This is a genomic window from Photorhabdus machadonis (assembly GCF_052657765.1).
In genome coordinates, this window is sequence record NZ_CP199761.1 from 1,294,530 (window position 1) to 1,316,060 (window position 21,531).

Annotated in this window: 26 protein-coding genes; 11 read left to right on the forward strand and 15 right to left on the reverse strand. The window is 47.2% G+C overall.

Annotated elements, in window-relative coordinates; all coding sequences use genetic code 11:
• Nucleotide 1: 1 nt before the first annotated feature.
• From sctF to sctN, 15 genes are all read right to left on the reverse strand, one after another.
• Nucleotides 2-256, reverse strand: coding sequence for a type III secretion system needle filament subunit SctF (sctF, locus tag ACUN2T_RS06455; protein ID WP_445496747.1), 255 nt, complete (start codon nucleotides 254-256; stop codon nucleotides 2-4).
• On the reverse strand, nucleotides 240-461 hold the full coding sequence (locus ACUN2T_RS06460; RefSeq protein ID WP_445496749.1) for an EscE/YscE/SsaE family type III secretion system needle protein co-chaperone: 222 nt from the start codon (nucleotides 459-461) through the stop codon (nucleotides 240-242). The genes sctF and ACUN2T_RS06460 overlap by 17 nt, the downstream gene beginning before the upstream one ends.
• Nucleotides 458-1,729 carry a type III secretion system inner membrane ring subunit SctD gene (gene sctD / locus ACUN2T_RS06465; protein WP_445496750.1) on the reverse strand — a complete coding sequence of 424 codons (1,272 nt, stop codon included), beginning with the start codon at nucleotides 1,727-1,729 and terminating at the stop codon, nucleotides 458-460. Before sctD ends, ACUN2T_RS06460 begins: the two co-directional genes overlap by 4 nt.
• A complete protein-coding gene (sctC, locus tag ACUN2T_RS06470; protein WP_445496752.1) occupies nucleotides 1,726-3,576 on the reverse strand; it encodes a type III secretion system outer membrane ring subunit SctC in 1,851 nt (616 codons plus the stop codon). The genes sctD and sctC overlap by 4 nt, the downstream gene beginning before the upstream one ends.
• Entirely contained in the window at nucleotides 3,564-3,986 is a 423-nt protein-coding gene (locus ACUN2T_RS06475) for a YscB family type III secretion system chaperone (protein ID WP_445496754.1), read from the reverse strand. The genes sctC and ACUN2T_RS06475 overlap by 13 nt, the downstream gene beginning before the upstream one ends.
• Before the next feature lie 14 nt (nucleotides 3,987-4,000).
• Complete coding sequence (locus ACUN2T_RS06480; RefSeq protein WP_445496755.1) at nucleotides 4,001-4,837, reverse strand: T3SS regulon anti-activator ExsD domain-containing protein; 837 nt, start codon at nucleotides 4,835-4,837, stop codon at nucleotides 4,001-4,003.
• Nucleotides 4,838-4,951: 114 nt separating this feature from the next.
• Nucleotides 4,952-5,770: a helix-turn-helix transcriptional regulator gene (locus tag ACUN2T_RS06485; RefSeq protein ID WP_445496757.1), complete on the reverse strand. Its 819-nt coding sequence runs from the start codon at nucleotides 5,768-5,770 to the stop codon at nucleotides 4,952-4,954.
• An 832-nt stretch (nucleotides 5,771-6,602) separates the two neighbouring features.
• Nucleotides 6,603-7,658, reverse strand: a complete 1,056-nt coding sequence (gene sctU / locus ACUN2T_RS06490; protein WP_445496758.1) for a type III secretion system export apparatus subunit SctU — start codon at nucleotides 7,656-7,658, stop codon at nucleotides 6,603-6,605.
• Nucleotides 7,655-8,440, reverse strand: coding sequence for a type III secretion system export apparatus subunit SctT (gene sctT, locus ACUN2T_RS06495; protein WP_445496760.1), 786 nt, complete (start codon nucleotides 8,438-8,440; stop codon nucleotides 7,655-7,657). The genes sctU and sctT overlap by 4 nt, the downstream gene beginning before the upstream one ends.
• Complete coding sequence (gene sctS, locus ACUN2T_RS06500) at nucleotides 8,437-8,703, reverse strand: type III secretion system export apparatus subunit SctS (protein ID WP_021323784.1); 267 nt, start codon at nucleotides 8,701-8,703, stop codon at nucleotides 8,437-8,439. The genes sctT and sctS overlap by 4 nt, the downstream gene beginning before the upstream one ends.
• 2 nt (nucleotides 8,704-8,705) lie before the next feature.
• Nucleotides 8,706-9,359, reverse strand: a complete 654-nt coding sequence (sctR, locus tag ACUN2T_RS06505) for a type III secretion system export apparatus subunit SctR (protein WP_445496762.1) — start codon at nucleotides 9,357-9,359, stop codon at nucleotides 8,706-8,708.
• Nucleotides 9,356-10,276 carry a type III secretion system cytoplasmic ring protein SctQ gene (sctQ, locus tag ACUN2T_RS06510; RefSeq protein WP_445496764.1) on the reverse strand — a complete coding sequence of 307 codons (921 nt, stop codon included), beginning with the start codon at nucleotides 10,274-10,276 and terminating at the stop codon, nucleotides 9,356-9,358. The genes sctR and sctQ overlap by 4 nt, the downstream gene beginning before the upstream one ends.
• A complete protein-coding gene (locus tag ACUN2T_RS06515) occupies nucleotides 10,273-11,673 on the reverse strand; it encodes a type III secretion system needle length determinant (protein ID WP_445496766.1) in 1,401 nt (466 codons plus the stop codon). Before ACUN2T_RS06515 ends, sctQ begins: the two co-directional genes overlap by 4 nt.
• 10 nt (nucleotides 11,674-11,683) lie before the next feature.
• Entirely contained in the window at nucleotides 11,684-12,145 is a 462-nt protein-coding gene (locus ACUN2T_RS06520) for a type III secretion protein (RefSeq protein WP_445496768.1), read from the reverse strand.
• Complete coding sequence (sctN, locus tag ACUN2T_RS06525) at nucleotides 12,142-13,467, reverse strand: type III secretion system ATPase SctN (protein WP_445496770.1); 1,326 nt, start codon at nucleotides 13,465-13,467, stop codon at nucleotides 12,142-12,144. Before sctN ends, ACUN2T_RS06520 begins: the two co-directional genes overlap by 4 nt.
• A 321-nt stretch (nucleotides 13,468-13,788) precedes the next feature.
• Here sctN and sctW point away from each other — a divergent pair, with 321 nt between their 5' ends.
• Genes sctW through sctE form a run of 11 tightly spaced genes read left to right on the forward strand, consistent with a single transcriptional unit; the run spans nucleotide 13,789 to nucleotide 21,524 of the window.
• On the forward strand, nucleotides 13,789-14,661 hold the full coding sequence (gene sctW / locus ACUN2T_RS06530; RefSeq protein WP_445496772.1) for a type III secretion system gatekeeper subunit SctW: 873 nt from the start codon (nucleotides 13,789-13,791) through the stop codon (nucleotides 14,659-14,661).
• The gene (locus ACUN2T_RS06535) at nucleotides 14,642-14,929 is read left to right on the forward strand and encodes a TyeA family type III secretion system gatekeeper subunit (protein ID WP_445496774.1); all 288 of its coding nucleotides are present in this window, start codon (nucleotides 14,642-14,644) and stop codon (nucleotides 14,927-14,929) included. The genes sctW and ACUN2T_RS06535 overlap by 20 nt, the downstream gene beginning before the upstream one ends.
• The gene (gene sycN, locus ACUN2T_RS06540; RefSeq protein ID WP_445496776.1) at nucleotides 14,926-15,297 is read left to right on the forward strand and encodes a type III secretion chaperone SycN; all 372 of its coding nucleotides are present in this window, start codon (nucleotides 14,926-14,928) and stop codon (nucleotides 15,295-15,297) included. The genes ACUN2T_RS06535 and sycN overlap by 4 nt, the downstream gene beginning before the upstream one ends.
• Entirely contained in the window at nucleotides 15,294-15,659 is a 366-nt protein-coding gene (gene sctX / locus ACUN2T_RS06545; RefSeq protein ID WP_445496778.1) for a YscX family type III secretion system protein SctX, read from the forward strand. Before sycN ends, sctX begins: the two co-directional genes overlap by 4 nt.
• Before the next feature lie 2 nt (nucleotides 15,660-15,661).
• Nucleotides 15,662-15,991 carry a type III secretion system chaperone SctY gene (gene sctY / locus ACUN2T_RS06550; RefSeq protein ID WP_445496780.1) on the forward strand — a complete coding sequence of 110 codons (330 nt, stop codon included), beginning with the start codon at nucleotides 15,662-15,664 and terminating at the stop codon, nucleotides 15,989-15,991.
• A complete protein-coding gene (sctV, locus tag ACUN2T_RS06555; RefSeq protein ID WP_445496782.1) occupies nucleotides 15,988-18,105 on the forward strand; it encodes a type III secretion system export apparatus subunit SctV in 2,118 nt (705 codons plus the stop codon). Before sctY ends, sctV begins: the two co-directional genes overlap by 4 nt.
• Nucleotides 18,102-18,536: an LcrR family type III secretion system chaperone gene (locus ACUN2T_RS06560; RefSeq protein ID WP_445496784.1), complete on the forward strand. Its 435-nt coding sequence runs from the start codon at nucleotides 18,102-18,104 to the stop codon at nucleotides 18,534-18,536. The genes sctV and ACUN2T_RS06560 overlap by 4 nt, the downstream gene beginning before the upstream one ends.
• Before the next feature lie 40 nt (nucleotides 18,537-18,576).
• On the forward strand, nucleotides 18,577-18,855 hold the full coding sequence (locus ACUN2T_RS06565) for an LcrG family type III secretion system chaperone (protein ID WP_445496785.1): 279 nt from the start codon (nucleotides 18,577-18,579) through the stop codon (nucleotides 18,853-18,855).
• A gap of 10 nt (nucleotides 18,856-18,865) precedes the next feature.
• Nucleotides 18,866-19,828, forward strand: a complete 963-nt coding sequence (locus ACUN2T_RS06570) for a virulence-associated V antigen (protein WP_445496787.1) — start codon at nucleotides 18,866-18,868, stop codon at nucleotides 19,826-19,828.
• A gap of 9 nt (nucleotides 19,829-19,837) precedes the next feature.
• Nucleotides 19,838-20,347, forward strand: coding sequence for a SycD/LcrH family type III secretion system chaperone (locus tag ACUN2T_RS06575; RefSeq protein WP_350305453.1), 510 nt, complete (start codon nucleotides 19,838-19,840; stop codon nucleotides 20,345-20,347).
• Nucleotides 20,328-21,524 (forward strand): type III secretion system translocon subunit SctE, encoded by a 1,197-nt coding sequence (gene sctE / locus ACUN2T_RS06580; RefSeq protein WP_445496789.1) that lies wholly within the window; start codon nucleotides 20,328-20,330, stop codon nucleotides 21,522-21,524. The genes ACUN2T_RS06575 and sctE overlap by 20 nt, the downstream gene beginning before the upstream one ends.
• The last annotated feature ends 7 nt before the right edge of the window (nucleotides 21,525-21,531 follow it).

The following is a 21,531-nucleotide window of genomic DNA, read 5'->3' on the forward strand; positions in this document are numbered from 1 at the left end:
ATTAGATCTTCTGTAATATGCCCTGCATCAGGTCCTTCATGGCCCGGGTGACAGTAGAGTTAATGTTGTAGATGACTGACCACTTGTTAATCTTGTGTTGTAATTCAGCTAGCAAGGCGGGGTTATCTGGACCGTTTTTTAGTGCGGTGATTGCTTTACTAACGTCGGTGTTTGCCTCGTTGGCTTTCTCATTAAGTTGAGTAGCAACCTGATCGAGTGTATTGACTGTGCCTGTGTGTTTAAAAATCTGAGCCATGATGGTCTCCTTCTGTTGTGTTAAGTATTGTGATTGCAGCTTGAATGGCGTCAGCCTCCTGCTGCCATTGTTGGTATTCTTGTACAGAACCGCCACGTCTCAGGCATTGTTTGATATCGTTCAGCGCCTGAGAGAGGCGGTGTTGAATTTCGTTGACATAAGTGGGGTCAGCACCAAACAGTCGTGCCTCCAGGGATGTCATCATAAAGCTGGGCTCCTGTTAAGTTTGACGATAAATTGCTGCTCACCTTTGATAATAACAATAGCGTCTCGACGGATAGCTTCGATCCTCAAACCATTTTCTGTTGTTGCTCCGACGGGATAACGCAGGTTATTTTTTAGTACCACGTAAGGTACACGTCCCAGAGAAACCGCCCGGACGTCGAAATTGAGTTCATCATTGCGGGAGAGCCGGTTGTTATTCAGCAATACCAATGTTGGTCGGTTGCCGAATTCTTGCTTAAATACCTGCTGTAAGCGGTAGAAATTATGAGTCTGGAGCTCATCTAGGTGACCTGTGAACTCGATACGATCGCTTTTATCCTGATAGGTCAGCGAGTTGGGTAAATCATGTTTAGCCAATAACATATCCAGTCGCTTGAGATGGCCGCCGGTCAGACGCGTCTGGTTCTCTATACCGAGTAGGCCCGGAACATCACGTTTGAGCAGTGATTCAATGTCATTCCATTGCTGATCAGGATCAGTTAATTCTCCTGTAAGGCGGATCCAACCGGGTAGTTTGCCATCGCCACTCTGGACCTGGGTATAGCCTAATTTTTGTAAAATGAAATCCACCCCCTGACGCAATTCCTCCATGGTACGTAACTCCAGCCGATAATTGAGGGAGTGAGTATCAAGATACTGTTGCAGTGTTAATCGTTGGTGGTTGAAGTTCACATAACCTTTGAGCAGCAACGGCTCATTATTGGGCATCATTTGTACATTAACTTGACGATAGGCCGAATCGTCATTAAGGAAACGGCGTAGTTCCTGTTCGGCCATACCATGGGATGGGTTGTGCCTTTGCCACCCTTCATGTCCAAGCAGTGCCAGAAAGCCGAGTGCCAATACCAAACAGAGTATCAGCATCCCGCCGGCAGCCCAGCTACGATTTTGCCGGGTAGGACGCTGGTGTGGTGTTACCACCGGTTCAGCGAGTTGATTTGGGAATGCCTGTTGTTGGTCACAGAAAGCCCATAGTAACGGCCCCGCCTCCTGGCGAGCTAGTGCTTGCAGTGAAACCCCCGGTGACAGAGGTTCACCATTCTGACTTGGTGTTGTTTCACTGGCCCATTCCAACAGGCGGATTGAGTCTGATTCTACTTCTAAGACGAGGTGTACAGGGGCAACATCTTCATCCACCAGAACGATATCTGCCTGTAAGGGATCCGAACCGATGGCTAAACGTCCTTCAGCTAAATTGACCTCAATACTTTTATTCAGTCCGCGGTAGAAGCGAATTTTCCAACTCATCTGATCGCCTTATCTTGCGCACGAACACACCAGGTATCCTTTAGTGAACATTGTTGCTCAATGACTCGCCATCCATAAGTCTTGCCCATTCGGCATGAGGCCAAAAATGAGCTTTTACCTGCTTGCCGTAGCGTTTCTTGTACTTGGCGTGCTGGGGGTAAAGGTTGGCATTGTGCACCACTCAGCACTTTACTCAGAGAAACGCTCTGATTAGAAATATCTTGTGTTGCCAGTAACCGATGGCGCAGATCTTGCCCGTTACCAAGAGCCAGATAATGCGCTATCCCACTATCAATGAGCCGTGGTTCAATAATGAACAATCGTACTGAACGCCGAACCTGCTCAGTGGTACTGCGGAATAAAACACCTAGGTAGGGGATATCGCCTAAAAATGGCACTTTGCGTTGGGTTTCACTCATCTCGTCACGGTAGATGCCGCCGATTAGCAAGCTTTGCCCATGCCCAACCCGGGCAACGGTGTCGACAATGGTTCGGCTGATGGTAGGAATGCCATCTGGGCCTGAACTGTTGGGCTTCTGGTTACCGTCTTCAATATGTAGACTTAAACTGATTTCAGCAGAATCCCCGATTTGGATGACTCTGGGCGTCATACGTAGCATGGTGCCATAGGTGAGGCTCTTGAGCTCGGCGACCCGTTCACCATTAACTTTTACGTAATAGGTTTCATTGTGGTCAATGACCGCTTGGGTGTTCTCCTGAGTCAGAAGCGTCGGACGGGAAACCACCTGAGCGCTGCCTTTGCTCTCTAACAGGGTTATTTTTGCCAGCAGGTAATCCAGGCCACGGCGATCAACTAAGCTACCCAATGCAGCTGAACCGATGCTCTTTCCCTGATCTTTGTTCTCCCTTTTTTCCCCAGTGGAGGTGGTGATATCAATATGATGACGCGGCCCGGTGTTGATACCCACCTGCCAGTCGACACCCAGTTCTGAAAGGTTGTCGGCGTTGATGTCAACGATGGAAAGTGCGACTTCAATACGAGCAGAGGGTTTGTCCAGTGCGTTGATTAAATGTGCGTACATGGACATTCTTTCCGGGGTGTCCCGTACAATGATTGCGTTTAGGGACGGTTCTGCCTGTACAACAGCACGGCTTGAATGGCTTCCGCCCATAGACGATGCTGTTTCACCGGTGACAGTTGTCACATTAGCATCACTGAGCAGGCGGGAAAGAATAGTGGCAATGCCAGGTGCCTCAATATTACTATCACGATACTGGATCTGACGGTCTGTAACTGAGGCGTATTTAAGAGGGAAAATTTCCACTGTTAACGCCCCAGTTTTTTCGCTACGCAGCAGTGATTGCTGTTCCAGCGCGGACGCAGTTTGATCGACCAGTTCAAGATAACGGGGAGGGCCTGATACGTAAACCAGTTGGTTACCTGCATCTGGACGCCAGCCAAAGCGGGGTTCCCAAATACCGGAACGTTTTAGGGTTTGTTGTAGTTCTGTTGCGTTGGTTTGTTCAAGCTTAAGGAGACGCGATTGTATTTCGCTGTTTTTGAATACATAAAGCACACTCCCATCGTAATACCAGACCAGGTTATAGAGAGAGGATAAATGTTGCAGGAATTCCTGAGGGCCATTCTGTTCAAAATGACCGTTAACTTGATCGGTCACCTTATCACTGACAACCACTGATGCGTCATAGTTAGCGCCGAAATTAACCAGCACATCCCGCAGGCTTTCTCCTTTTGCCAAATAGTCATAAGGCGTGGGCAACCAATCCAGATCTTGGCTGAAAGCCGAGGGGAGCATCACGCTACTGATACTCAACGACAACAGTAAGGAACGGCAAAGCCGTTGGAACTGTTTCATGGCTGCCATATGACTTGTTTCCATTGAGGGGAAGATTGCGTTTCCGATAATAAATCCATGATTTGTTCCAGTAGATCGACATGTATAGCTAGCATCTGTTCCAGGATTTGCACATCCAGACTGTCAGGATCAAGGCGAGCCTCCAGAATAAGATTCTCTGATTCATCCAAGGTCAGTGCGTGGGGAGCATGGCGCCCCCAACGAGTGACCTGTTGCAGCAGTGTCTTCAATAGTTCAGTGCCTGATGGATCTTTTGGGCTATGGTGCCAGTTTAGAGTGCTGGATAACACAAGTTCAGTTCCTTGTTGGCGAAGGAATAGGTTGTAGTTATCAATGTGCAGATGGTAATGCCCTTGTCTGTCGGAAACAAAAGGCTTCTGGCCCAGGCGACTGGCCAAATGATTGAGTAGAGTTTGCATGTTTCCTCTAATGATTAGGTCGTCGTCGATTGCCAATAAAAACTATCCTGTGGCAAGCACAGGGCACGAGTGCAGAGCCATTGTTGCAAGTGGATAGCAGCCGCACTGTCGTATTTTAAGGTGGATAACCATGTCCAGCAGAGTGACAGCGCTTCTGGAACTGGTGTGAAAGCTGTCAGATTGTCGTCGGTCTGGAGTGTATCCAGCCCGGTAAACCAGTTGGGCCATGCTTCGTGGGCCTGGGTTTCCGCTGCCAACAGCTGTTTTTCTAATAGTTGCTTGCGTTGGTTGAGCACTGTTTGCAAGGATATAACCTCTTGATGATGTTGTTCCCGGCATTGATATGATACGTTTTCAACCTGTTGCCAAAAATGCGCCTTAGCTCGCAATTGCCGTTCTTGAATCTGTAACTGATCAAGTTCGATGAACCAGAGTTCTATCTCTGGTTCTAATAGGCGGAACCACCAGTCAAATAGTGGCTGTAGTACCCAATACTGTAAAAGATGCCTGTCAGCCAGGTTAATGTGGTCACCCAGTACCGTGTCCCAGTCACATTCTGATTTTGCCGCCGCTCTGATCAGCTGTTGCAGGTCATTACGTTTCAAAGCTTGCCCACAATTTAGCCGTCTGCGAAACCAAACAGATTTCATTAAGCTTTCCAGAAGATGTCTGGGCAAAAGGCGTTGTAACAGAACAAACTGTTGGTTATTGATAATGTCTCTATTCTGGTACTGAATAGCCGATGATTTTCCGAGTATCTGCTCTCGGCTCGGAATCCCAGACTGCATGACAGAGATCTTGCGGCCGAGAAACATGCTGGTTCGAGTCTGATAATGGTCTTGCTGGCTCATGCTATGCTCATCTTGCGGCTAGTCACTCTTGTCGATTGGATTAGGAATGGCCTTATTTTATCTGTCAGGCCAATGGTTAACTTGTAAAAAACGTCAGATTATTTTAGCCAATCGTTACTCTTTGCCATACCTGGCTCGACTGGGTGTGCAATCAAAGCGTCTTCGATAGCTTTGAGTAAAGTAGGATTGGCTGGAGAATCCGGCTTCCATTGAGATATCAACAATACTCATCTCGCTATTGAGTAGCAGCTGATGTGCATAAAGAATACGGCGCTCACTGATCCAGGCTCGTGGTGATATGCCGTATACGGAGCGGAATAGCTCCTTGAACGTAGTTAATCCCATGCCGAATTCTTTAGAGAATTCGCTGAGTTTCCACTCTTTGAGGTAGTGATTTTCCATAAAGCTCTGTAAACGTTCTACCTGGCGATTGCTCAGTTGTCGTAATACTGACATGAGCAAAATCCCTTGTTCCCCGAAACAAATTAACAATAACAGTTCTTCTGTTCTTAATTGACCCAAGGCTGCGGGGTAATCATGAGCCAATAGATCGACCAGCCCGCTAACACTTTGGGATAGTAGCGGAGATGAGGTAAATGCAATCAACTCGGGTGTTGGCACATTATGTCGCTCGACTTCACTGAGCAGAGTACCAAAACGTTGCAGAAAACCGTGAAGGAAAGTTGTACTCAAGGGTAACCAGAGCAGCTTGCAGGTATCACTACGAGTTTTTGCTGCGTAACTGCCACGACGAACAAAAAGCAGTTCATTATGAGAGAGATCGTAGGTATTGGTACTGTCCTGCCATGTCATCTCACCTTCGAGCAGGATATATATCCCTTCCTGATGATGTTCTATAACGTTGAAGGCAGGCATGCTACGCTGGAATAGAGTGATATCCATTCCCTTCCCTGATGTTGTGATGCCGTTCATTTTATTGTCCTGGATCTATTGGTGTTGTCTTAAAAAAATATAAATCACGTTATTCTTATTGATATTAAATATATGTTTTCTTTGGTTTTACTACCTGAAATAGACAGGAAGAATAGTTTTATGTGTATAACTGGATAGTGAGTTGTAAGGCCTTTTAATTAAACGGTTTTTCTTCTGGTGGCATATTAATGTTCTCGATCCGAATAATAGTATTATTCTCACATTTTATAAACGACAGATGAAAAGTGATCAATTTTTTTTCACATAGTAAAGATTGCCTGTAGATTCCTCATTCTGAATCATAAGTTGAGCTTTTTATACTGCCTCAATTATTCGTTTTCTCCTTAATGTATGGATGATTCAGAATACGTCAATTATTGTCATGGTTAGCTGAGTATTAATTGATTACAAGGTACAGAAGTCAGTGTGCAGCCAGATCTAATAGCTAAAATAACCCTTGCATAATAGTAGATCACTTGATAAGAAATTCAAATCTGGTTTGAGCGATTTTATCAATTGATAAAAATAAAGAATCAACCTAACCGAATGGGATTGTTTATTATAATATCGGTTAAGGGACACTTAGCTATCAGTCGCCATCTTTATTTATCTTAAATTTGTTGCAATTATGTGGTTTGGTCGCAATGAATTAAGAAAAGAACCTGAGTCGAGTTTTTATCAAGTTGCTTCGTAAAGGTGGTTCAATACGCTATAAACTGAATAAATCTTAAATACCGAATCGCCGGGAATGATCGAAATATAGCGAACATTGACTTATAGCGCGGTCAGCATAGCGCATCTTACACCTCAAGTAACGCTATTTGAAAGCAAGTTACGGTTCAGGAGAGCGATCTTGCCACTGTTCTAACCAGCGTAAAACTTCTGCGGTGGCTTGGATCAGATCAGCAGGAATATAGTGGTCGATGAGGCCATCCTGATAAAGTGCCCGAGCGAGAGGAATTCGCTGTAACACGGGAATACCTTCCTCTTCGGCAATACGCCGGACTTGCAGGGCCTGCGCATCAGTGAACTTGAGCGTAATAAGAGGTAAAGGTGTCTCTCCTTTCTTATAGCGGATACCGACTGCAATATGAGTTGGGTTGGCAACGATCACCGATGAATTTTTGACGCTAGTGCGCATATTGCTTGATTGTAATTCTTGGTGAAATTGGCGTCGCTTGCTTTTGATCTCCGGGCTGCCTTCACTCTCTTTATATTCACGTTTGATCTCATCTTTGCTCATTCTGAGTTGCTTGATATGTTGGTAGTGTTCGAAAGCGTAATCGGCAATAGAAATCACGATAAACCCGATACCACACACGGTCATTAGCTGGGTTAACATCATACCGAGTACAGGGATAATACATCTTGTCCCACACTCCGGCAGGTACAGCAGCGCCTGTAGATTACCTTCCAGGGTAACCCAGACCAGGATACAGAGCAGTGTCACTTTGAGTATTGATTTGACGAATTCCATCAGGCTCTTAATAGAGAAGATTCTTTTGGCCCCTTCAACAGGATTAATCTTTTTGATGTCAGGCTTGATGGAATTCCCACTCAACAGGAAGCCGTATTGGGCAAGGTGTGATGCTAACGATAGCAAAGCGGAAACGCTCAGAATTGGCAGGCAGAGGTAAACCAGCTCCTGCATCAGGTTTTCAACGACATGATTGAAGGCTTGGGGAAAGGGTTTCTCCAGCAAACTAGCCGGGATTAGCATCAGTTTACTCAGATGTTCCAAATAGTATTCGGACATGACCATTATCATGCCGATCAGCCCCAAGATTAAGGAGGTTGATACTACTTCGTTGCTTTTGGTTACCTGGCCCTTCTTACGGGCATCTCTGAGTTTCTTGGGTGTAGGTTTTTCGGTTTTTTCTCCACTCATGGTGCCTCCAGGATAGGAATTAACATGCGCACTGGAGAAAGCGTTAATAACACCTTGTCATAAGCATGATGCATCAGTAATCGGGTATAGATAACCAGTAACAGGCTGGCAATTGCGCTCTTGATCGGCATCGCCAATACAAAAACATTGAGAGACGGGGCGAAACGGCTAATCAGAGCCAGCCCGAACTCTGCAAGAAACATGGCAATTAATAAAGGGGCAGCCATCAGGGCGCAAAGTTGCAACAGATAGCTGAATTGGCCGTAGAAAAAACGGATCCATTGGCTGGTAATGTGGGGGAAAAACTGAGCCACCGGCCAACTGTTGTAACTCTGAAATAAGGCACCAAGCAGACTAAGAAAAGCGCCGCCGGAGAAAAAAAGCGTGATCAGAGTTTGAGTCAATAGCAAACCCGTGGGTGAAGTTTGGCTTCCCAGAGATGGGTTAAGTACCGAAGCCATTGTTGCTCCCCGTTGGTTATCTATAATAAAGCCGGTAGCTTCCATGGCCCAAAATGGGATAGAAGCGATAAAGCCGATTAGCAGACCAAGCAAAACTTCCTTACTGAGCAACAGCGTCAATTCCAGGCTACCAAATGCTGGTAGGGGGGTACCTGCTACTGTTGGGTAAGCATAGAGGGCCAGTGAACAAGCCACACCGTTGCGAATCAGTCCACCGCCCAGCATCTGTTTGCTAAGTACAGGAAATATCACAAAACAGCTCATGATGCGGGGTAACAGCAGAGTATAAGCAAGGATTTGTTGCTGGAGCTCTTGTATCATTTGATCAATGGTACCTTGAGAAAGGCCATATTGGCGAAGCTGTAGAGCTCGTTGCCAAGCCAGGTAGCCGTGGCGAACAGGGTAATAATGACCGCAATTAATTTGATGACAAAACCCAGCGTTTGTTCTTGTATTTGGGTGAGTGCTTGGATCAATGAAACCAATGTTCCTACCGCAGCAGCCATCAGTACCGGTGGTAGGGAAAGAATTAACACCAGCCAGAGGGATTGGCTGGTGAAGTGCAGAATATCAGCATTACTCATATTCAGGCTCCATAACTGATGACAAGGCCGTGTGTCAGGCGTGTCCAGCCATCAAGCAGGACAAATAGCAGTAACTTGAAAGGAAGAGAGATGGTCATGGGAGAAACCATCATCATCCCCATCGCGAGCAGAATATTAGAAATAATGAGATCGATTGCAATGAACGGCAGATAAAGAAGAAACCCAATTTCAAATGCGCGGGTTAATTCACTGACTGTAAAGGCTGGCAGCAGGATCAGCAGGCTATCTGGCTCCAACCGGTCAGCATACTGGCTTGGCCAAATCTGTCGGGTGCTATCAATAAAGAAAGTGCGCTCACTGGGCTTAATATGTTGTTTGAGAAAGTTCCGGTAAGGTGCTATTCCTTCTTCCATAAATTTTTCTACCGATTCAGCGTTGCTGAATGAAACGTCATTCTGTCTCAGATAATCTTGAGTAGCGAAACCCACCGGGGCCATGACGTAGATGGTGAGGATAATTGCCAATCCATACATAGCCATGTTGGGGGGGATTTGTTGTACTCCCAAGGCGTTACGCAGCAAAGAAAATACCACCGCCAGTTTGAGAAAAGAGGTGGCCATCACCGCAATAAAAGGGAGCAGAGCCAATAAGGCCAGCCCGATGATAAGATCCAACTCGTTTGGTAGTTGGATCATGATTGTTTCTCCGTAAAGAGGTGTTCAACTCTTACACCCAAACGTCCCTGAATGTCCACCAACCGCCCGGAACCGAGGCATTTCTGATTGACAAGGATACGTACCTCACCGTCTGGCGGAACACCAAGGTCGAGTAAGGAACCGGGTTGCAGACTGGTAAGTGTATGTAAATCCAAGGTCTGACGGCCAACTTCGAAACTGACATGAACCTCCAGGCTGTTTAAGTCCGTTACCGGCAGAGTACTGTCAGGAGAGAGAGTGTGCATAGTGATTAACTCCAGTTTATGTTCATGGTATTTAAAGTAGGCCCAAGGTTGCCCTTCCAGATGTGCTAACAGAAGGGCATCTGGTTGTTGCTGTGGGGGCAGTAGCAGTACATCTCCTGGTTCTAGGGTGTGAAACTCGTCTAAAGTCAGGCTTATTGCCCCCCATTGCAGAGACAGTTGTAATGGAATGGGCAGATATTCGCCAGGTTGACGTTTTGGCAATATGGCAAGAAAGGGAGAGGATTCTGCTAACCAGAGTGGCAATGTGGCACCTGGCCGCTCAAGGCGTAGTAATAAGCAGGTTGATAAAGAGAGCTCTGATGTGGTTCGCAGCGCGGACCATGATAGATCTGGTAGTGCTTTGCTTTGGTATTCTATCAGTGCCAGCAGTAGATCCTGAGGAAGTGAGGTTAGATCCGCTTGTTGTAAATCGGGGGCGAGCCACAGAGTCAGCTCGGCTGAATGGCAGAAAAAAGAGAAAGTATGTCCTTTCCAGTGGGCGATTAGCACCTTGTCCAGTGTTTGGGGAGGAGAAACGACATCCAGAGTGAGATGACCATTAGCCCAGCTAAATTGTTGCTGATGACGGCTCAGGGTTTGACGCAGAGTCAATTCTGCCAATGAGACTTTGGGTAGGGTCAGGCTATTCATGCGTCGTTTTTCCATTCTTCATATACGCTGCGACTCTGGCGTGATCCGTGCTCGCTATCCGTTTGAGATGGGAGAGAGAGTTCGACAGTTTGTGTTGGATAAAGGAGCTGTAGACGTTCAAGTAGCTCAAAACGTGCCTGTTTCAGTTGTTGTTGGGCTGCCGGGCTCGCCAAAATCTCTATTTGAAGTTTGCCATTCTCATTGGTTAGTTGAATCTCAAGAGCACCTAGGTTAGGGAGTGTCAGATGTAATGTTGGCGGACGTTGCTGCCGTGTTAGTTCGATACTGATCTCCACACCCAATTTATCGATCAGCGCCTCCAAAAGTGGGGAAATAGTTGAGGTTGCTTGCATTGTAGCGAGTATGCGTTCACCTGGGAGGAGTTGTGTTTGTGGGAATAAGGGCATTTTCCCGTCTGATTCACTAGGATAGGAGGGCTGAATGTCAAACTTTTTTGGCTTTGATGCCAATAAATGGTATGTCTCGATTTCAGTAAGAATCTTTTTTTCCGTGATGCTGATTTCATTCGCATGGGGAACAGGAAAAGCCAGACCTGCCTGCTGGCGGGGACGTATGTCTTGCTCTTGTGTATCTTGCTGAGATCTGGATATGCTGGGCATTGTTTGCGCCACTGCATAATATACCGGTTCATCGTTTGCATCTTTCTGTGCAGGAATAGCTGCTGTGTCAGGGTAGGCCACAACAGAGGATATAATATCAACCGGCTTTAGGTCAGCAGATAGCGTGTTCAGAGCGGGTTGGCTCGTCAGGATACCGGGTGTTGACAGAGACTCTTTTATCTCTATAGCGATCTCATTGAGACGATCAACAGAGGCCAATAAGCTTTTCTTCTGATTTTGAGGTTGTACGGGTACATATTGGCCTGGTAATGGATGAGGCATAACCTCAGGTGTCGTGTTGACCGACTCAAGATTGGGAGCGTGTACTGGGAGGTCAGGTGTCGCCAGAGAGTTTGCTCTTATATCATGTTCCTGGGACTCTTTTATCTCAGTGGTGATCTCAATAGGGCGGCGGGCAAATTCTGCTAAGGCTTCTTTTTGCTCCGGATTAGCTTGGTTCTTTTCTCTCTTATGTGAAAAAGAAGAGGTGCTATGCAGTGGTAAGGCGTGTTTGTGCGGGTCATCAGTGGCTTGGTGCGTGGAGGCGAATGGAGGAAGCTCCTCATTTGCGTCATGCGTGGAATGTAGATCCGCTGTTTTGCTATTTCTGGTTGTGTCGGTTAATGGTTGATTCACCCGCCGTGCTGTTGACTGACGCGTATTGGTGGTGTGAGAGGCGATAGCCAGTTCGAAACGGCGCTGCAAATCTGCGTCCGCCGCTTCAGGGGACGTTGGGAGGGAGGGAACACTTTTGCCGATAGCTGTCAGTGGATTCATGCTCTTCTGTTTACACTCTTTCTTGGCGATGGAACTCTTCTTGTTCCAATTCTTCTAGGTATTCACCTTGGGTGCGGATCGCCTCTTGTTCCTGGCGACCCAATTCGTTAAATTTTTCCTGCTGCTGACGTGTGTGGTGCAGTACACGTTGGCATTCTTGTAATTGGCGGAGTTCCAGCTCCACTTTTTCGGTCATTTCAGCGATTTTCTTTTCCAACTGAGCTTCATTTTCACGCAACAGGGCAATTTGTTGTTGCCAGCGCTCAAGGCCTTTGCGGTCAATAGGTTGGCCCTGACACAGTTCAAAAAGACGTTGCTCTTCTGCTATTCGCCATTGACAGTAATCTTGCAAGGTTTGCAAGGCCTGTTGATGGTGTTGATGAGCCGTTTGAAGTTTCATTTGTTGCAGGGACAAATGTTGTTCAGCGCGTTCGACCCGTAATGCTTTTATGCGTTGTAAACGGCCAATCATTGTTTCGTTATCTGCTGTAAGAGCGCTAAAGTTTGTGGAAAATCACTGGGTTCGTGAGTGCCTTGGCGCAACCAGTTACGTATTGCTTCAATGTGCGCAATGGCATTATCAGCAACAGGATCTTGCCCCTTTTTGTACTCTCCAATCTGTAACAACAGCTCAACTTCTTCATACTTAGCCAGCCAATGACGTAACAAACCAGCCTGAGCCCGGTGTTCAGGAGAGATAATCTGGTTCATCACCCTGCTGGCGGAACGTAACACATCAATGGCGGGATAATGGTTAGCCGCAGCCAGCTTGCGTGACAAAATAATGTGACCATCAAGGATAGAGCGGGTTTCATCTGCCACAGGTTCTGTCATATCATCCCCTTCCACCAATACAGTGTAGAGGGCAGTAATTGAACCCTTGTCAGATTGACCAGCACGTTCCATTAACCGCGGTAAAGCTGCGAAGACTGACGGCGGGTAACCTCGTCGGGTTGGCGGCTCGCCGGCAGCCAGACCTATTTCTCGTTGTGCACGGGCGAAACGGGTCACGGAATCCATCAGCAAGAGTACACGTTTACCTTGATCACGGAAGTATTCAGCGATTGAGGTCGCCACAAACCCTGCCTTAGCTCTCTCCATCGCGGGACGATCTGAGGTAGCGACTACCAGCACTGAACGTTTCAGACCTTCTTCACCCAGATCCGATTCGATAAATTCCCGCACTTCGCGGCCACGTTCACCTATGAGTGCCAGCACGGTAACATCAACTTCGGCGCTACGAATCAACGTAGATAACAGCGTACTCTTGCCGCCGCCCGCAGCGGCAAAAATGCCCATACGCTGACCTTCACCACAGGTCAGCAAACCGTCAATAGCCCGCACGCCGAGTGAGAGCGGGTGTTCAATTCGTTTACGACTCATGGGGGCCGGAGCATCCCGATAAACCGGATACAAAGCTTGTGGTTCCGGCAACTGTCCGCCGGAAAATGGATTACCCAGTCCGTCAAGGACTTGCCCTAACAGGTAATCACCCACACCAACCTGATGCATGGCTCCGGTTGGACTCACTTCAGTATTTGAAGAGATGCCAAACATCTCACCAAGTGGCGTCAGCAGGGCTTGATGTTGTTGGAACCCAATCACCTCTGCCAGGAGGGACAGTGTATTGTCAGGATTGCGTAAATGACAAAGTTCACCTATCCGCACACCGGGAATGACAGCCTTAAGTAATGTACCCGTGACTTGAGTAACCCTGCCGCGAATCTGAATTAGTCGACATTCATTAATAGCATGGCGCATTTGGCCGGGAATATGGTCAAGGGAAAGCTTCATGATTGTTTATATAACCTCTGCTGCGAGTACTATAAAGAAGGGAAAGGGGAAGGGATTGCAACCTGAGTCGGGAGTTTTTAGAAAATGGTTGGAGTTTGCGTAGCTGTTCCCAGTTTTGATCAGTGAAGCTTCCCTATTCACGGTTGCTGCTTATGCTTGATGTATCTTGCATCAGCTTCAGTGGGCAGATAACGATGAATCCTGTCCTCAGCGATAGTTTAGGCGGATTTTGCTAAAAATTCACGGCTGATTTTGGCATAGGCATCGGGACGGTATCTTTATAATTTGTCCATTATTAACTCTGATATGACAGGATAGGCTATGGATATTATCCAGAATCATCTTCATTCGATAACTTTGTCAGAACCTGATGCCGGGATTACAGCACAACAGGAGCAGACCAGGGTCGGTCAGTTTCAGGGAGAGAAAGTGGTACTGGTTACTGCATCCCAGTCTTTTGCTGACGCAGCCGAAGAGCTTACTTTTGCATTTTCGGAACGCAAAGATATGCCGCTCTCCAGACGGAAAGTTAGCGATGGACATGCCAGAGTGCGGGAAATTGAGGCGTTGGTGGGTGAATACTTGCAGAAAGTGCCGGATCTGGAGCGTCAACAAAAGGTTAAGGCGTTGATTTCTCATTTAAATAGCAGCCAACTAACTAATATTGCTCAGTTGCAGGCTTATCTGGAAAGTTTCTCTGGCGAGGTGAGTGAACAATTCTATGCGTTGAGTCAGGCCCGTGATGCGTTGGCCGGCAGGCCAGAGGCACGGGCCATATTGACATTAGTTGAACAGGAATTGTCGCGTTTAGCGCAAGAGCAGGGTATTGCTATCGAGTTAGGAGCTCGCATTACGCCTGATGCCACTGCCGCCGCCAGAGATGGGGTTGGTAATTTACAGGCATTGCGTAACATCTATCGTGATGCCGTTATGGATTATCAAGGGCTATCAGCGGCCTGGCGAGATATCCAGGCCAATTTTAAGAGCAGTTCCTTGATGGAAGTGACAGGATTCATCATGAAAGCCCTGAGCGCTGATCTGGACAGCCAACCGCGACAACTCGACCCTATTAAGCTGGAACGTGTGATGAGTGACATGCATAAGCTCCGTCTGCTTAACAGTTTGTCGGTTCAGGTTGAGCAGTTATGGAAAAGCGTGGTAAAGGGGGAGAATCATGGCATACGGGCCTTCTGACCTTATGGGTGATGTCGTTTCTCTGATTGAGAAACGCTGGGCCAATGTGCGGGATGTTGAAATGCTCGGTCATGCTTTGGGATTGCAGAATAGTCAAACTCAAATTCATTTCTACCGGGAGTTGAAGCGATTGATTCGATTGATTCCGGTGGAAGTGTTCAGTGATGAAGAACAGCGGCAGAACCTGCTTAATTCTTGTCAGCTGGCGCTTGATACAGCAATTGAGAGGGAAGAAGACGAATTGTGGTCAGGAGAGGGAGCATCATGAACTGGATAGAGCCACAATTGCTCCAGTTTTGTCAGGATTTGGGGATGGAGATGTCTGATGCTTCCAGTTCCTTGATCCAAATCGATTTTGAATATTCTGGCACGTTACAGATTGAGCGCTATGGAGGATCATTAACGCTTTGGCTGGCCCGTGAAATTCCCTGGCATCAGGGGAGAGACGCGATGGTTAAGGCGATGTTACTCACTTTCAGCGGTCAGGGGCCCGAACTGCCCTTGCGTTGTGGTTGGCTGGGGGAAGATCGCCTGTTGTTATTTGTGACATTAGATGAACGGCATATAACGTTGCCTTTGCTGCATCAGGCATTTCGCTCTTTGCTAAGAGTACAGCGTGAGGTGCTCGCTTCGTGAGCAAAATTGCTGCCGCCCATATAGGAATTGAGCAACTAACGGCGATCAGTCGGGAAGAGATAGAGGTTAGTTTACCCGATCGCTACGCGTTATTGCCCGATGGCCAATCCGTTGAGACTCACACCGCACGTCTTTATCCGGCCAACAAGGCTGATCAGGCTTTGTTGGCTTTTGCTTGCCCGCAAGATGGGTTTCACTCTCTGTTGCGTCCACATGATTTTCGTCAGGCTGTTAGTGCTCTGCGTACAATTTTGCAACAAGGTAATGACATTAGGGTACAGCATGCTGTCTCCCTGTTGGAAAAAATGAATCAAGATGAACAGTTGTTGCAGATGGCTCTGCACCTGTTGCACAAGGTATGACCATGACTCTCAGTGCTAAACAGCAGAGCGCTCTGTTGCTGCTCGGCTGGCTTCAACTGCAATACGGTCATCCTGACCGAGCTCGTATTTTATTGGATGCATTACTGGCTTTGCACCCTGAACATCAGGAAGGACGCCGTGCTTTGGTGGTTTCATTACTTAAACTGCAACAGGGGAGCATGGCGAAAGAACATTGTGCTCTCTTACGGGATCAAGGAGAACAGAGTGAAGCTCTTTGGCTTTGCGTCAGCCGCGCCTGCCAACAGGAAGGGAACCTAGAAGAAGCACGCAGTGCTTATCAGCATTATCTCTCTCAAGGGACCGTATTATGAATCGCGGGCTTGAGTTATTAAGCCGGATAGGCGAGCGCAAAGATATTATGCTGGCAATACTATTGCTGGCGGTTGTCTTCATGATGATTTTGCCACTTCCTCCTTTCCTGCTGGATATTCTGATCGCCATTAATATGACCATCTCTATCGTACTAATGATGATGGCGGTTTATATAAACTCCCCCTTACAGTTTTCTGCCTTTCCTGCGGTATTGCTGGTGACAACCCTGTTTCGTCTGGCACTTTCAGTCAGTACCACCCGGATGATCCTCTTGCAGGCTGACGCTGGGAAGATTGTTTATACCTTTGGTAATTTTGTGGTTGGTGGAAACCTGATCGTGGGGATAGTGATCTTTTTGATCATCACCATCGTACAATTTATTGTCATTACTAAAGGTTCAGAGCGTGTGGCTGAGGTTAGTGCGCGTTTTTCCCTTGATGCTATGCCCGGCAAGCAGATGAGTATCGATGGAGATATGCGTGCTGGCGTTATCGACGTCAATGAGGCTAGGGAGAGACGCAGCACTATCGAGAAAGAGAGCCAGATGTTTGGTTCGATGGATGGTGCGATGAAATTTGTTAAGGGTGATGCTATTGCCAGTCTGCTCATCATCTTTGTCAACATTCTGGGTGGGATAACCATAGGCGTCACTCAGAGGGGGATGTCAGCATCTGATGCATTGCAGCTCTACGCCATTTTGACCGTGGGTGATGGCATGGTTTCTCAGGTTCCGGCACTGCTGATTGCCATCACGGCGGGTATCATTGTTACCCGGGTTTCGTCGGAAGACTCCTCGGATCTGGGTAATGAGATTGGCGAACAGGTCATTGCTCAACCAAAGGCGCTACTGATTGGTGGTGTTTTATTGGTGTTGTTTGGCCTTATTCCCGGATTCCCGACATTAATCTTTTTTATGCTTGGGTTGGTGGTGACTGGTGGGGGGTATTTTCTGTTCCAGCGTCAACGGCAAGCCAACGTGAGTCAGCAAGCTGATCTTCCCAGCCTGTTGGCCCAAGGAGCCGGTGCCCCGGCAGCCAAATCTAAGCCTAAGGTTGGCAGTAAAGTTAAAGGCGGTAGGCTCGGCGAGAAAGAGGAATTCGCGATGACGGTTCCTTTACTTATTGATGTGGATGCCGGATTACAGGCTGAGTTGGAAGCCATTTCGCTTAACGATGAATTAATACGGGTACGGCGCGCCCTCTATCTGGATTTGGGAGTACCCTTTCCAGGTATCCACTTACGCTTCAATGAAGGCATGAAGGCGGGTGAATACCTGATCCAACTGCAAGAGGTGCCCGTTGCCCGTGGTCGATTGCGTTCATCTCATCTGCTGGTGCAGGAACCGGTTAGTCAGTTGGAATTGTTGGCTATCCCTTATGAAGAAGGAGAACCTCTGTTACCTAATCAACCTACTTTGTGGGTAGCCGAAGCACATCAGGAGCGTTTGGCTAAGTCGGGGATGGCGGTTTTGTCGATGTCTCAGGTGATCACTTGGCATTTGTCACATGTGTTGCGGGAGTATGCCGAAGATTTTATTGGTGTGCAGGAAACCCGCTATCTTCTGGAGCAGATGGAAGGTAGTTATGGCGAGTTGGTCAAGGAGGCCATGCGCATCATCCCGTTGCAACGGATGACGGAGATACTGCAACGTCTGGTGGGAGAGGATATCTCTATTCGCAATACACGCGCGATCCTTGAAGCTATGGTGGTATGGGGGCAAAAGGAGAAAGATGTAGTGCAGTTGACGGAATATATTCGCAGTAGCCTCAAGCGTTACATCTGTTACAAGTATGCAAATGGCAATAACATCCTGCCTGCTTATCTGTTGGATCAGCAGGTAGAAGAGCAGATCCGGGGAGGTATTCGCCAGACGAGCGCAGGGAGTTATTTGGCATTGGACCCGGCGGTGACGCAAAGTTTCCTTGAACAGATGAAAAAAACGGTAGGCGATTTAACGCAGATGCCGAATAAGCCGGTGTTGATTGTATCAATGGATATTCGTCGTTATGTCCGTAAGTTAATTGAAGGCGATCATCACGGCTTACCTGTTCTCTCGTACCAGGAGTTGACTCAACAGATCAATATTCAGCCTCTTGGCAGGGTTTGCCTATGAATCATGATCCGCTTACTCCCTGGTTTGAGGATCGCGGTTATTCGGTGCAGCCTCACTGTATGGGGAATAGTCCAATTCCTCTTGGCTGGCGTGTGTGGTGTGAAGGTTGTGAAATAGCTTGGCGTTATGATGCACCGCGAGTTTGGATTGTCATGTTACGTCGTACCCGGCAGCGCCGGGGACTTGCTAATCCATTTGCTCCCCTTTATCTATTGGCAACAGCCGCTATAGAAGTGCTTGGCGTGGGTAGTCGGCTTTATGGTCAAGTGAATACCTTGGCTGACTCACCTCTTAATGATGAACGCTTGGCCCGCTTTTATTGCCGTTGGACAGGGGCGAGTGAGGTGGTGCCTGGTTGGTTCGAGTTAGATGTCAGTCGCGTTATCTCGTTACATCAGATGAGAAAACAACAAAAAAAAGCCCAACGCTGACAGGAAGAATCAATATCTGTCTTTATTATAGGAGTCACTAATGCAAGAGGAACCTAATGCCAAAGTACGGCATGCTGCTGAGGAAGCCATTAAGGACAGTGATTACAGACTGCAATTGTTACAGGAGATGTGGCAGTCTCTTGGCATCAACCCAAATATAGGTACAGCACTGTTTGGTCATGCTGATACTTCTTTGGTTCAAGATGCCGAGCAGGAGCTGTTAACAGAAGTTAATCGCTTACGAAGCAGCCATCCTCACCCTTTGGAAGAGGGAAAGCGTCTTCGCCGTCCACCTCGTATGCGTGGCATTATTGTATAAGGATTTAAAGATGGAAATTAGGCCATATCAAAATGATCCACAGCTTTTCTTAGCAGATCTGGAGAAGGTTTCTCTGCAAGAATTACAAGGTTCAGGATCTTCAGAGCTTGATAAATTAGTTGGGCTTATTAGTAAAAATAAGATCAAGATTGAAGCAAAATATGATCCGGCTAGGGATACGGTAAAGTTTGATACAAAGACTATTACTGACGATGAAGAGCTCCTGAAAAAAGTGATCGCTTATTTCTTGCCGACGGATGCTGTTGTTAAGGATGGTCACTTCGATAGCCAAATAAAAAATGGGATCGAGAATCTTAAATCCTTTTTGGATAATCCGACGAATAAATTAAGAACTTGGGTATTAAGGGATTTCCTAGCTGCGGTTCATTTTAATTTAACGCCGGATCGTCTTGATGATGATGTCACTGAAGTATTTACCTCTGTCATGTTAGGTCATGATAAAAAACGACTCGAATTGCGTGATGAACTAGCTGCATTGACTGCGGAGCTAAAGGTTTACAGTGTTATTCAATCGGAGATTAACGCGAAATTAGCAGCTAATGGGACTCTCAAGATTAATGATAGTGAATCCTTCAACCTGCTGGACTATGAGAAATATGGTTTTAGTGATCAGGACACTTTTAAGAAGAGTGCTGAATATAAGTTGCTAATCAAGATATCTACTAATGGATCACCAAACCTCTCCATTCAGACATTTCTAGCAAGCCCCAACAAGCAAAGTGGGGCTATGAGTGGTCTGAAGAATGAATATAAATATGATAAGGATAATAATCCCTTGGCTAACTTTTCTACTTCGGTCAACGATCGCGTAAATCCACTAAACAATACTGTCCAAGAAAAAACAACGCGTTTAAATGATGTTAGCTCTCGCTACAACGCCGCTATTGAAGCGCTAAACCGTTTTATTCAGAAATATGACAGCATAATGCGCAATATTCTCGGCGCAATTTAAGGAATGATTATGGAGCACCAAGAAACATCTACCACTTCTGATCAGTATGCACAAGAATTGGAGTCCTTTCTTCACGACGGCGGTACCCTTGCCATGTTGAAGGATGTCTCCAGTGATACGCTGGAGCAGCTTTATTCATTAGCGTTCAATCAGTACCAGTCAGGCAAATGGCAGGATGCGCATAAAATATTCCAGGCTTTATGTATGTTGGATCACTATGACTCCCGGTTCTTCCTCGGATTGGGTGCGTGCCGTCAGGCAATGGGACAATTGGAACAGGCGATCCAAAGTTATAGTTATGGAGCGATGCTTGATATTAACGAGCCCCGTTTTCCATTTCATGCTGCCGAATGCCTCTTGCAATTAGGAGAGCTTGATGGGGCCGAGAGTGGCTTCTACTCGGCTCAACAGCTTGCGGCAGCTTTGCCGGAACAGGCTGCTTTAGCTGCCAGTTCTAGCGCAATGTTAGAAGCCATCACAATAAAAAGGACTCAGGAAGATGACTCTGATAGCAAATGAACACCGAGCTCCTCTATTGCGGGCCGGTTTTCAGGTTGATGATATCCCTGTAGCTACACCCCCTAAAGAGGATTATCGCGTTACGCCTAGCCAGGCTGGTAATGTATCGTCTGATGTCGCTAAGTCACGAAGGGTATCATTGCCGGAACCATTAGCAGTGAGTAATACTCGTCTTGATGTTCAGCAACAAGGGAAAATAGCTAGTCTGGTCGCATCAGTTACGCAAGGCGCTGCGTTGGCAGCAGGGCTGACAACAAAGCTGACAGCAGAATTGAAAGAAACTTCGCGGTTGGCCTCTCTGGCGTTATCCTCATCTGCGGAATTGGAAATTGAACTGGGCAAACTGACCAGTGAGATCGAGCGTACTCAAACGAAGCTCAATATCCAGAATATCCAGCGGGCGCGTCAGGAAAGCTTGCAGAAAATGGATGAGAACCAGCAGAAGATCAAAGAAGCAGAAAATTCTGCCAAAGAGGCGCAAAAATCTGGGTTATTTTCCAAAATCTTCGGTTGGATCAGTGCGATTACCTCAATTGTGGTCGGGGCGATCATGGTTGCTACCGGGGTTGGTGCGGTAGCAGGCGCTATGCTGATTGCCGGAGGGGTAATGGGTGTAGTGTCTCAGGGGCTGCAACAAGCGGCTCAAGACGGTTTAATCAGCAAGGAAACCATGAAGTGGTTGGGGCCAGTAATAACTGCGATTGAGGTTACGATGGCTGTGGCAGCAGCGGCAGTCAGTTTCGGTGGTTCAGCCGCTGGCTTGATAGCCAAAATGGGCGCGAAGATGGGCACTAAAGTGGCTGAATTGACGGCTAAGATGGCGGTAAAGGCGGCAGAGTTTTCGGCAAAAGTCGCCGGTACAGCAGCTAATACAGCTAATACTATGTCTCGTAGCGTGAAAGTAGGTATTCAGGTGAGTGACGTGGTTGTTGATTTAGCTAATGGCGGTGCTCAAACTGCCAATTTTGCGTTCCAGAGTAAAGCGGCTAATCGACAAGCAGATGTACAACTTTCACGTAGCGAATTAACGGCATTCAGGGCTGTTATGGATAAGCTTAAAGAGGAGCTGTCCCAGATGGTGGAATCTTTCCAACATGTCATGGAAATGGTCTTTCAGATGCTCAATGCCAGGGGTGACATGATGAACAATCTTGCCAGCCAACCGCATAAAATTTAGGGAATAA

What these genes read in the sequence shown, in the direction of transcription:
- ACUN2T_RS06475 (WP_445496754.1), bottom strand. Translation starts at nt 3,986, where the DNA reads ATGCAAACTCTACTCAATCATTTGGCCAGTCGCCTGGGCCAGAAGCCT.
- ACUN2T_RS06485 (WP_445496757.1), bottom strand. Translation starts at nt 5,770, where the DNA reads ATGAACGGCATCACAACATCAGGGAAGGGAATGGATATCACTCTATTC.
- sctU (WP_445496758.1), bottom strand. Translation starts at nt 7,658, where the DNA reads ATGAGTGGAGAAAAAACCGAAAAACCTACACCCAAGAAACTCAGAGAT.
- ACUN2T_RS06565 (WP_445496785.1), top strand. Translation starts at nt 18,577, where the DNA reads ATGCAAGAGGAACCTAATGCCAAAGTACGGCATGCTGCTGAGGAAGCC.
- sctE (WP_445496789.1), top strand. Translation starts at nt 20,328, where the DNA reads ATGACTCTGATAGCAAATGAACACCGAGCTCCTCTATTGCGGGCCGGT.
- ACUN2T_RS06515 (WP_445496766.1), bottom strand. Translation starts at nt 11,673, where the DNA reads ATGAATCCACTGACAGCTATCGGCAAAAGTGTTCCCTCCCTCCCAACG.
- sctQ (WP_445496764.1), bottom strand. Translation starts at nt 10,276, where the DNA reads ATGAATAGCCTGACCCTACCCAAAGTCTCATTGGCAGAATTGACTCTG.
- sctV (WP_445496782.1), top strand. Translation starts at nt 15,988, where the DNA reads ATGAATCGCGGGCTTGAGTTATTAAGCCGGATAGGCGAGCGCAAAGAT.
- ACUN2T_RS06575 (WP_350305453.1), top strand. Translation starts at nt 19,838, where the DNA reads ATGGAGCACCAAGAAACATCTACCACTTCTGATCAGTATGCACAAGAA.
- ACUN2T_RS06520 (WP_445496768.1), bottom strand. Translation starts at nt 12,145, where the DNA reads ATGATTGGCCGTTTACAACGCATAAAAGCATTACGGGTCGAACGCGCT.
- ACUN2T_RS06560 (WP_445496784.1), top strand. Translation starts at nt 18,102, where the DNA reads ATGAATCATGATCCGCTTACTCCCTGGTTTGAGGATCGCGGTTATTCG.
- sctY (WP_445496780.1), top strand. Translation starts at nt 15,662, where the DNA reads ATGACTCTCAGTGCTAAACAGCAGAGCGCTCTGTTGCTGCTCGGCTGG.
- sctR (WP_445496762.1), bottom strand. Translation starts at nt 9,359, where the DNA reads ATGATCCAACTACCAAACGAGTTGGATCTTATCATCGGGCTGGCCTTA.
- sctW (WP_445496772.1), top strand. Translation starts at nt 13,789, where the DNA reads ATGGATATTATCCAGAATCATCTTCATTCGATAACTTTGTCAGAACCT.
- ACUN2T_RS06570 (WP_445496787.1), top strand. Translation starts at nt 18,866, where the DNA reads ATGGAAATTAGGCCATATCAAAATGATCCACAGCTTTTCTTAGCAGAT.
- sctF (WP_445496747.1), bottom strand. Translation starts at nt 256, where the DNA reads ATGGCTCAGATTTTTAAACACACAGGCACAGTCAATACACTCGATCAG.
- sctT (WP_445496760.1), bottom strand. Translation starts at nt 8,440, where the DNA reads ATGATACAAGAGCTCCAGCAACAAATCCTTGCTTATACTCTGCTGTTA.
- ACUN2T_RS06480 (WP_445496755.1), bottom strand. Translation starts at nt 4,837, where the DNA reads ATGAGCCAGCAAGACCATTATCAGACTCGAACCAGCATGTTTCTCGGC.
- sctD (WP_445496750.1), bottom strand. Translation starts at nt 1,729, where the DNA reads ATGAGTTGGAAAATTCGCTTCTACCGCGGACTGAATAAAAGTATTGAG.
- sctC (WP_445496752.1), bottom strand. Translation starts at nt 3,576, where the DNA reads ATGGCAGCCATGAAACAGTTCCAACGGCTTTGCCGTTCCTTACTGTTG.
- ACUN2T_RS06535 (WP_445496774.1), top strand. Translation starts at nt 14,642, where the DNA reads ATGGCATACGGGCCTTCTGACCTTATGGGTGATGTCGTTTCTCTGATT.
- sycN (WP_445496776.1), top strand. Translation starts at nt 14,926, where the DNA reads ATGAACTGGATAGAGCCACAATTGCTCCAGTTTTGTCAGGATTTGGGG.
- ACUN2T_RS06460 (WP_445496749.1), bottom strand. Translation starts at nt 461, where the DNA reads ATGATGACATCCCTGGAGGCACGACTGTTTGGTGCTGACCCCACTTAT.
- sctN (WP_445496770.1), bottom strand. Translation starts at nt 13,467, where the DNA reads ATGAAGCTTTCCCTTGACCATATTCCCGGCCAAATGCGCCATGCTATT.
- sctS (WP_021323784.1), bottom strand. Translation starts at nt 8,703, where the DNA reads ATGAGTAATGCTGATATTCTGCACTTCACCAGCCAATCCCTCTGGCTG.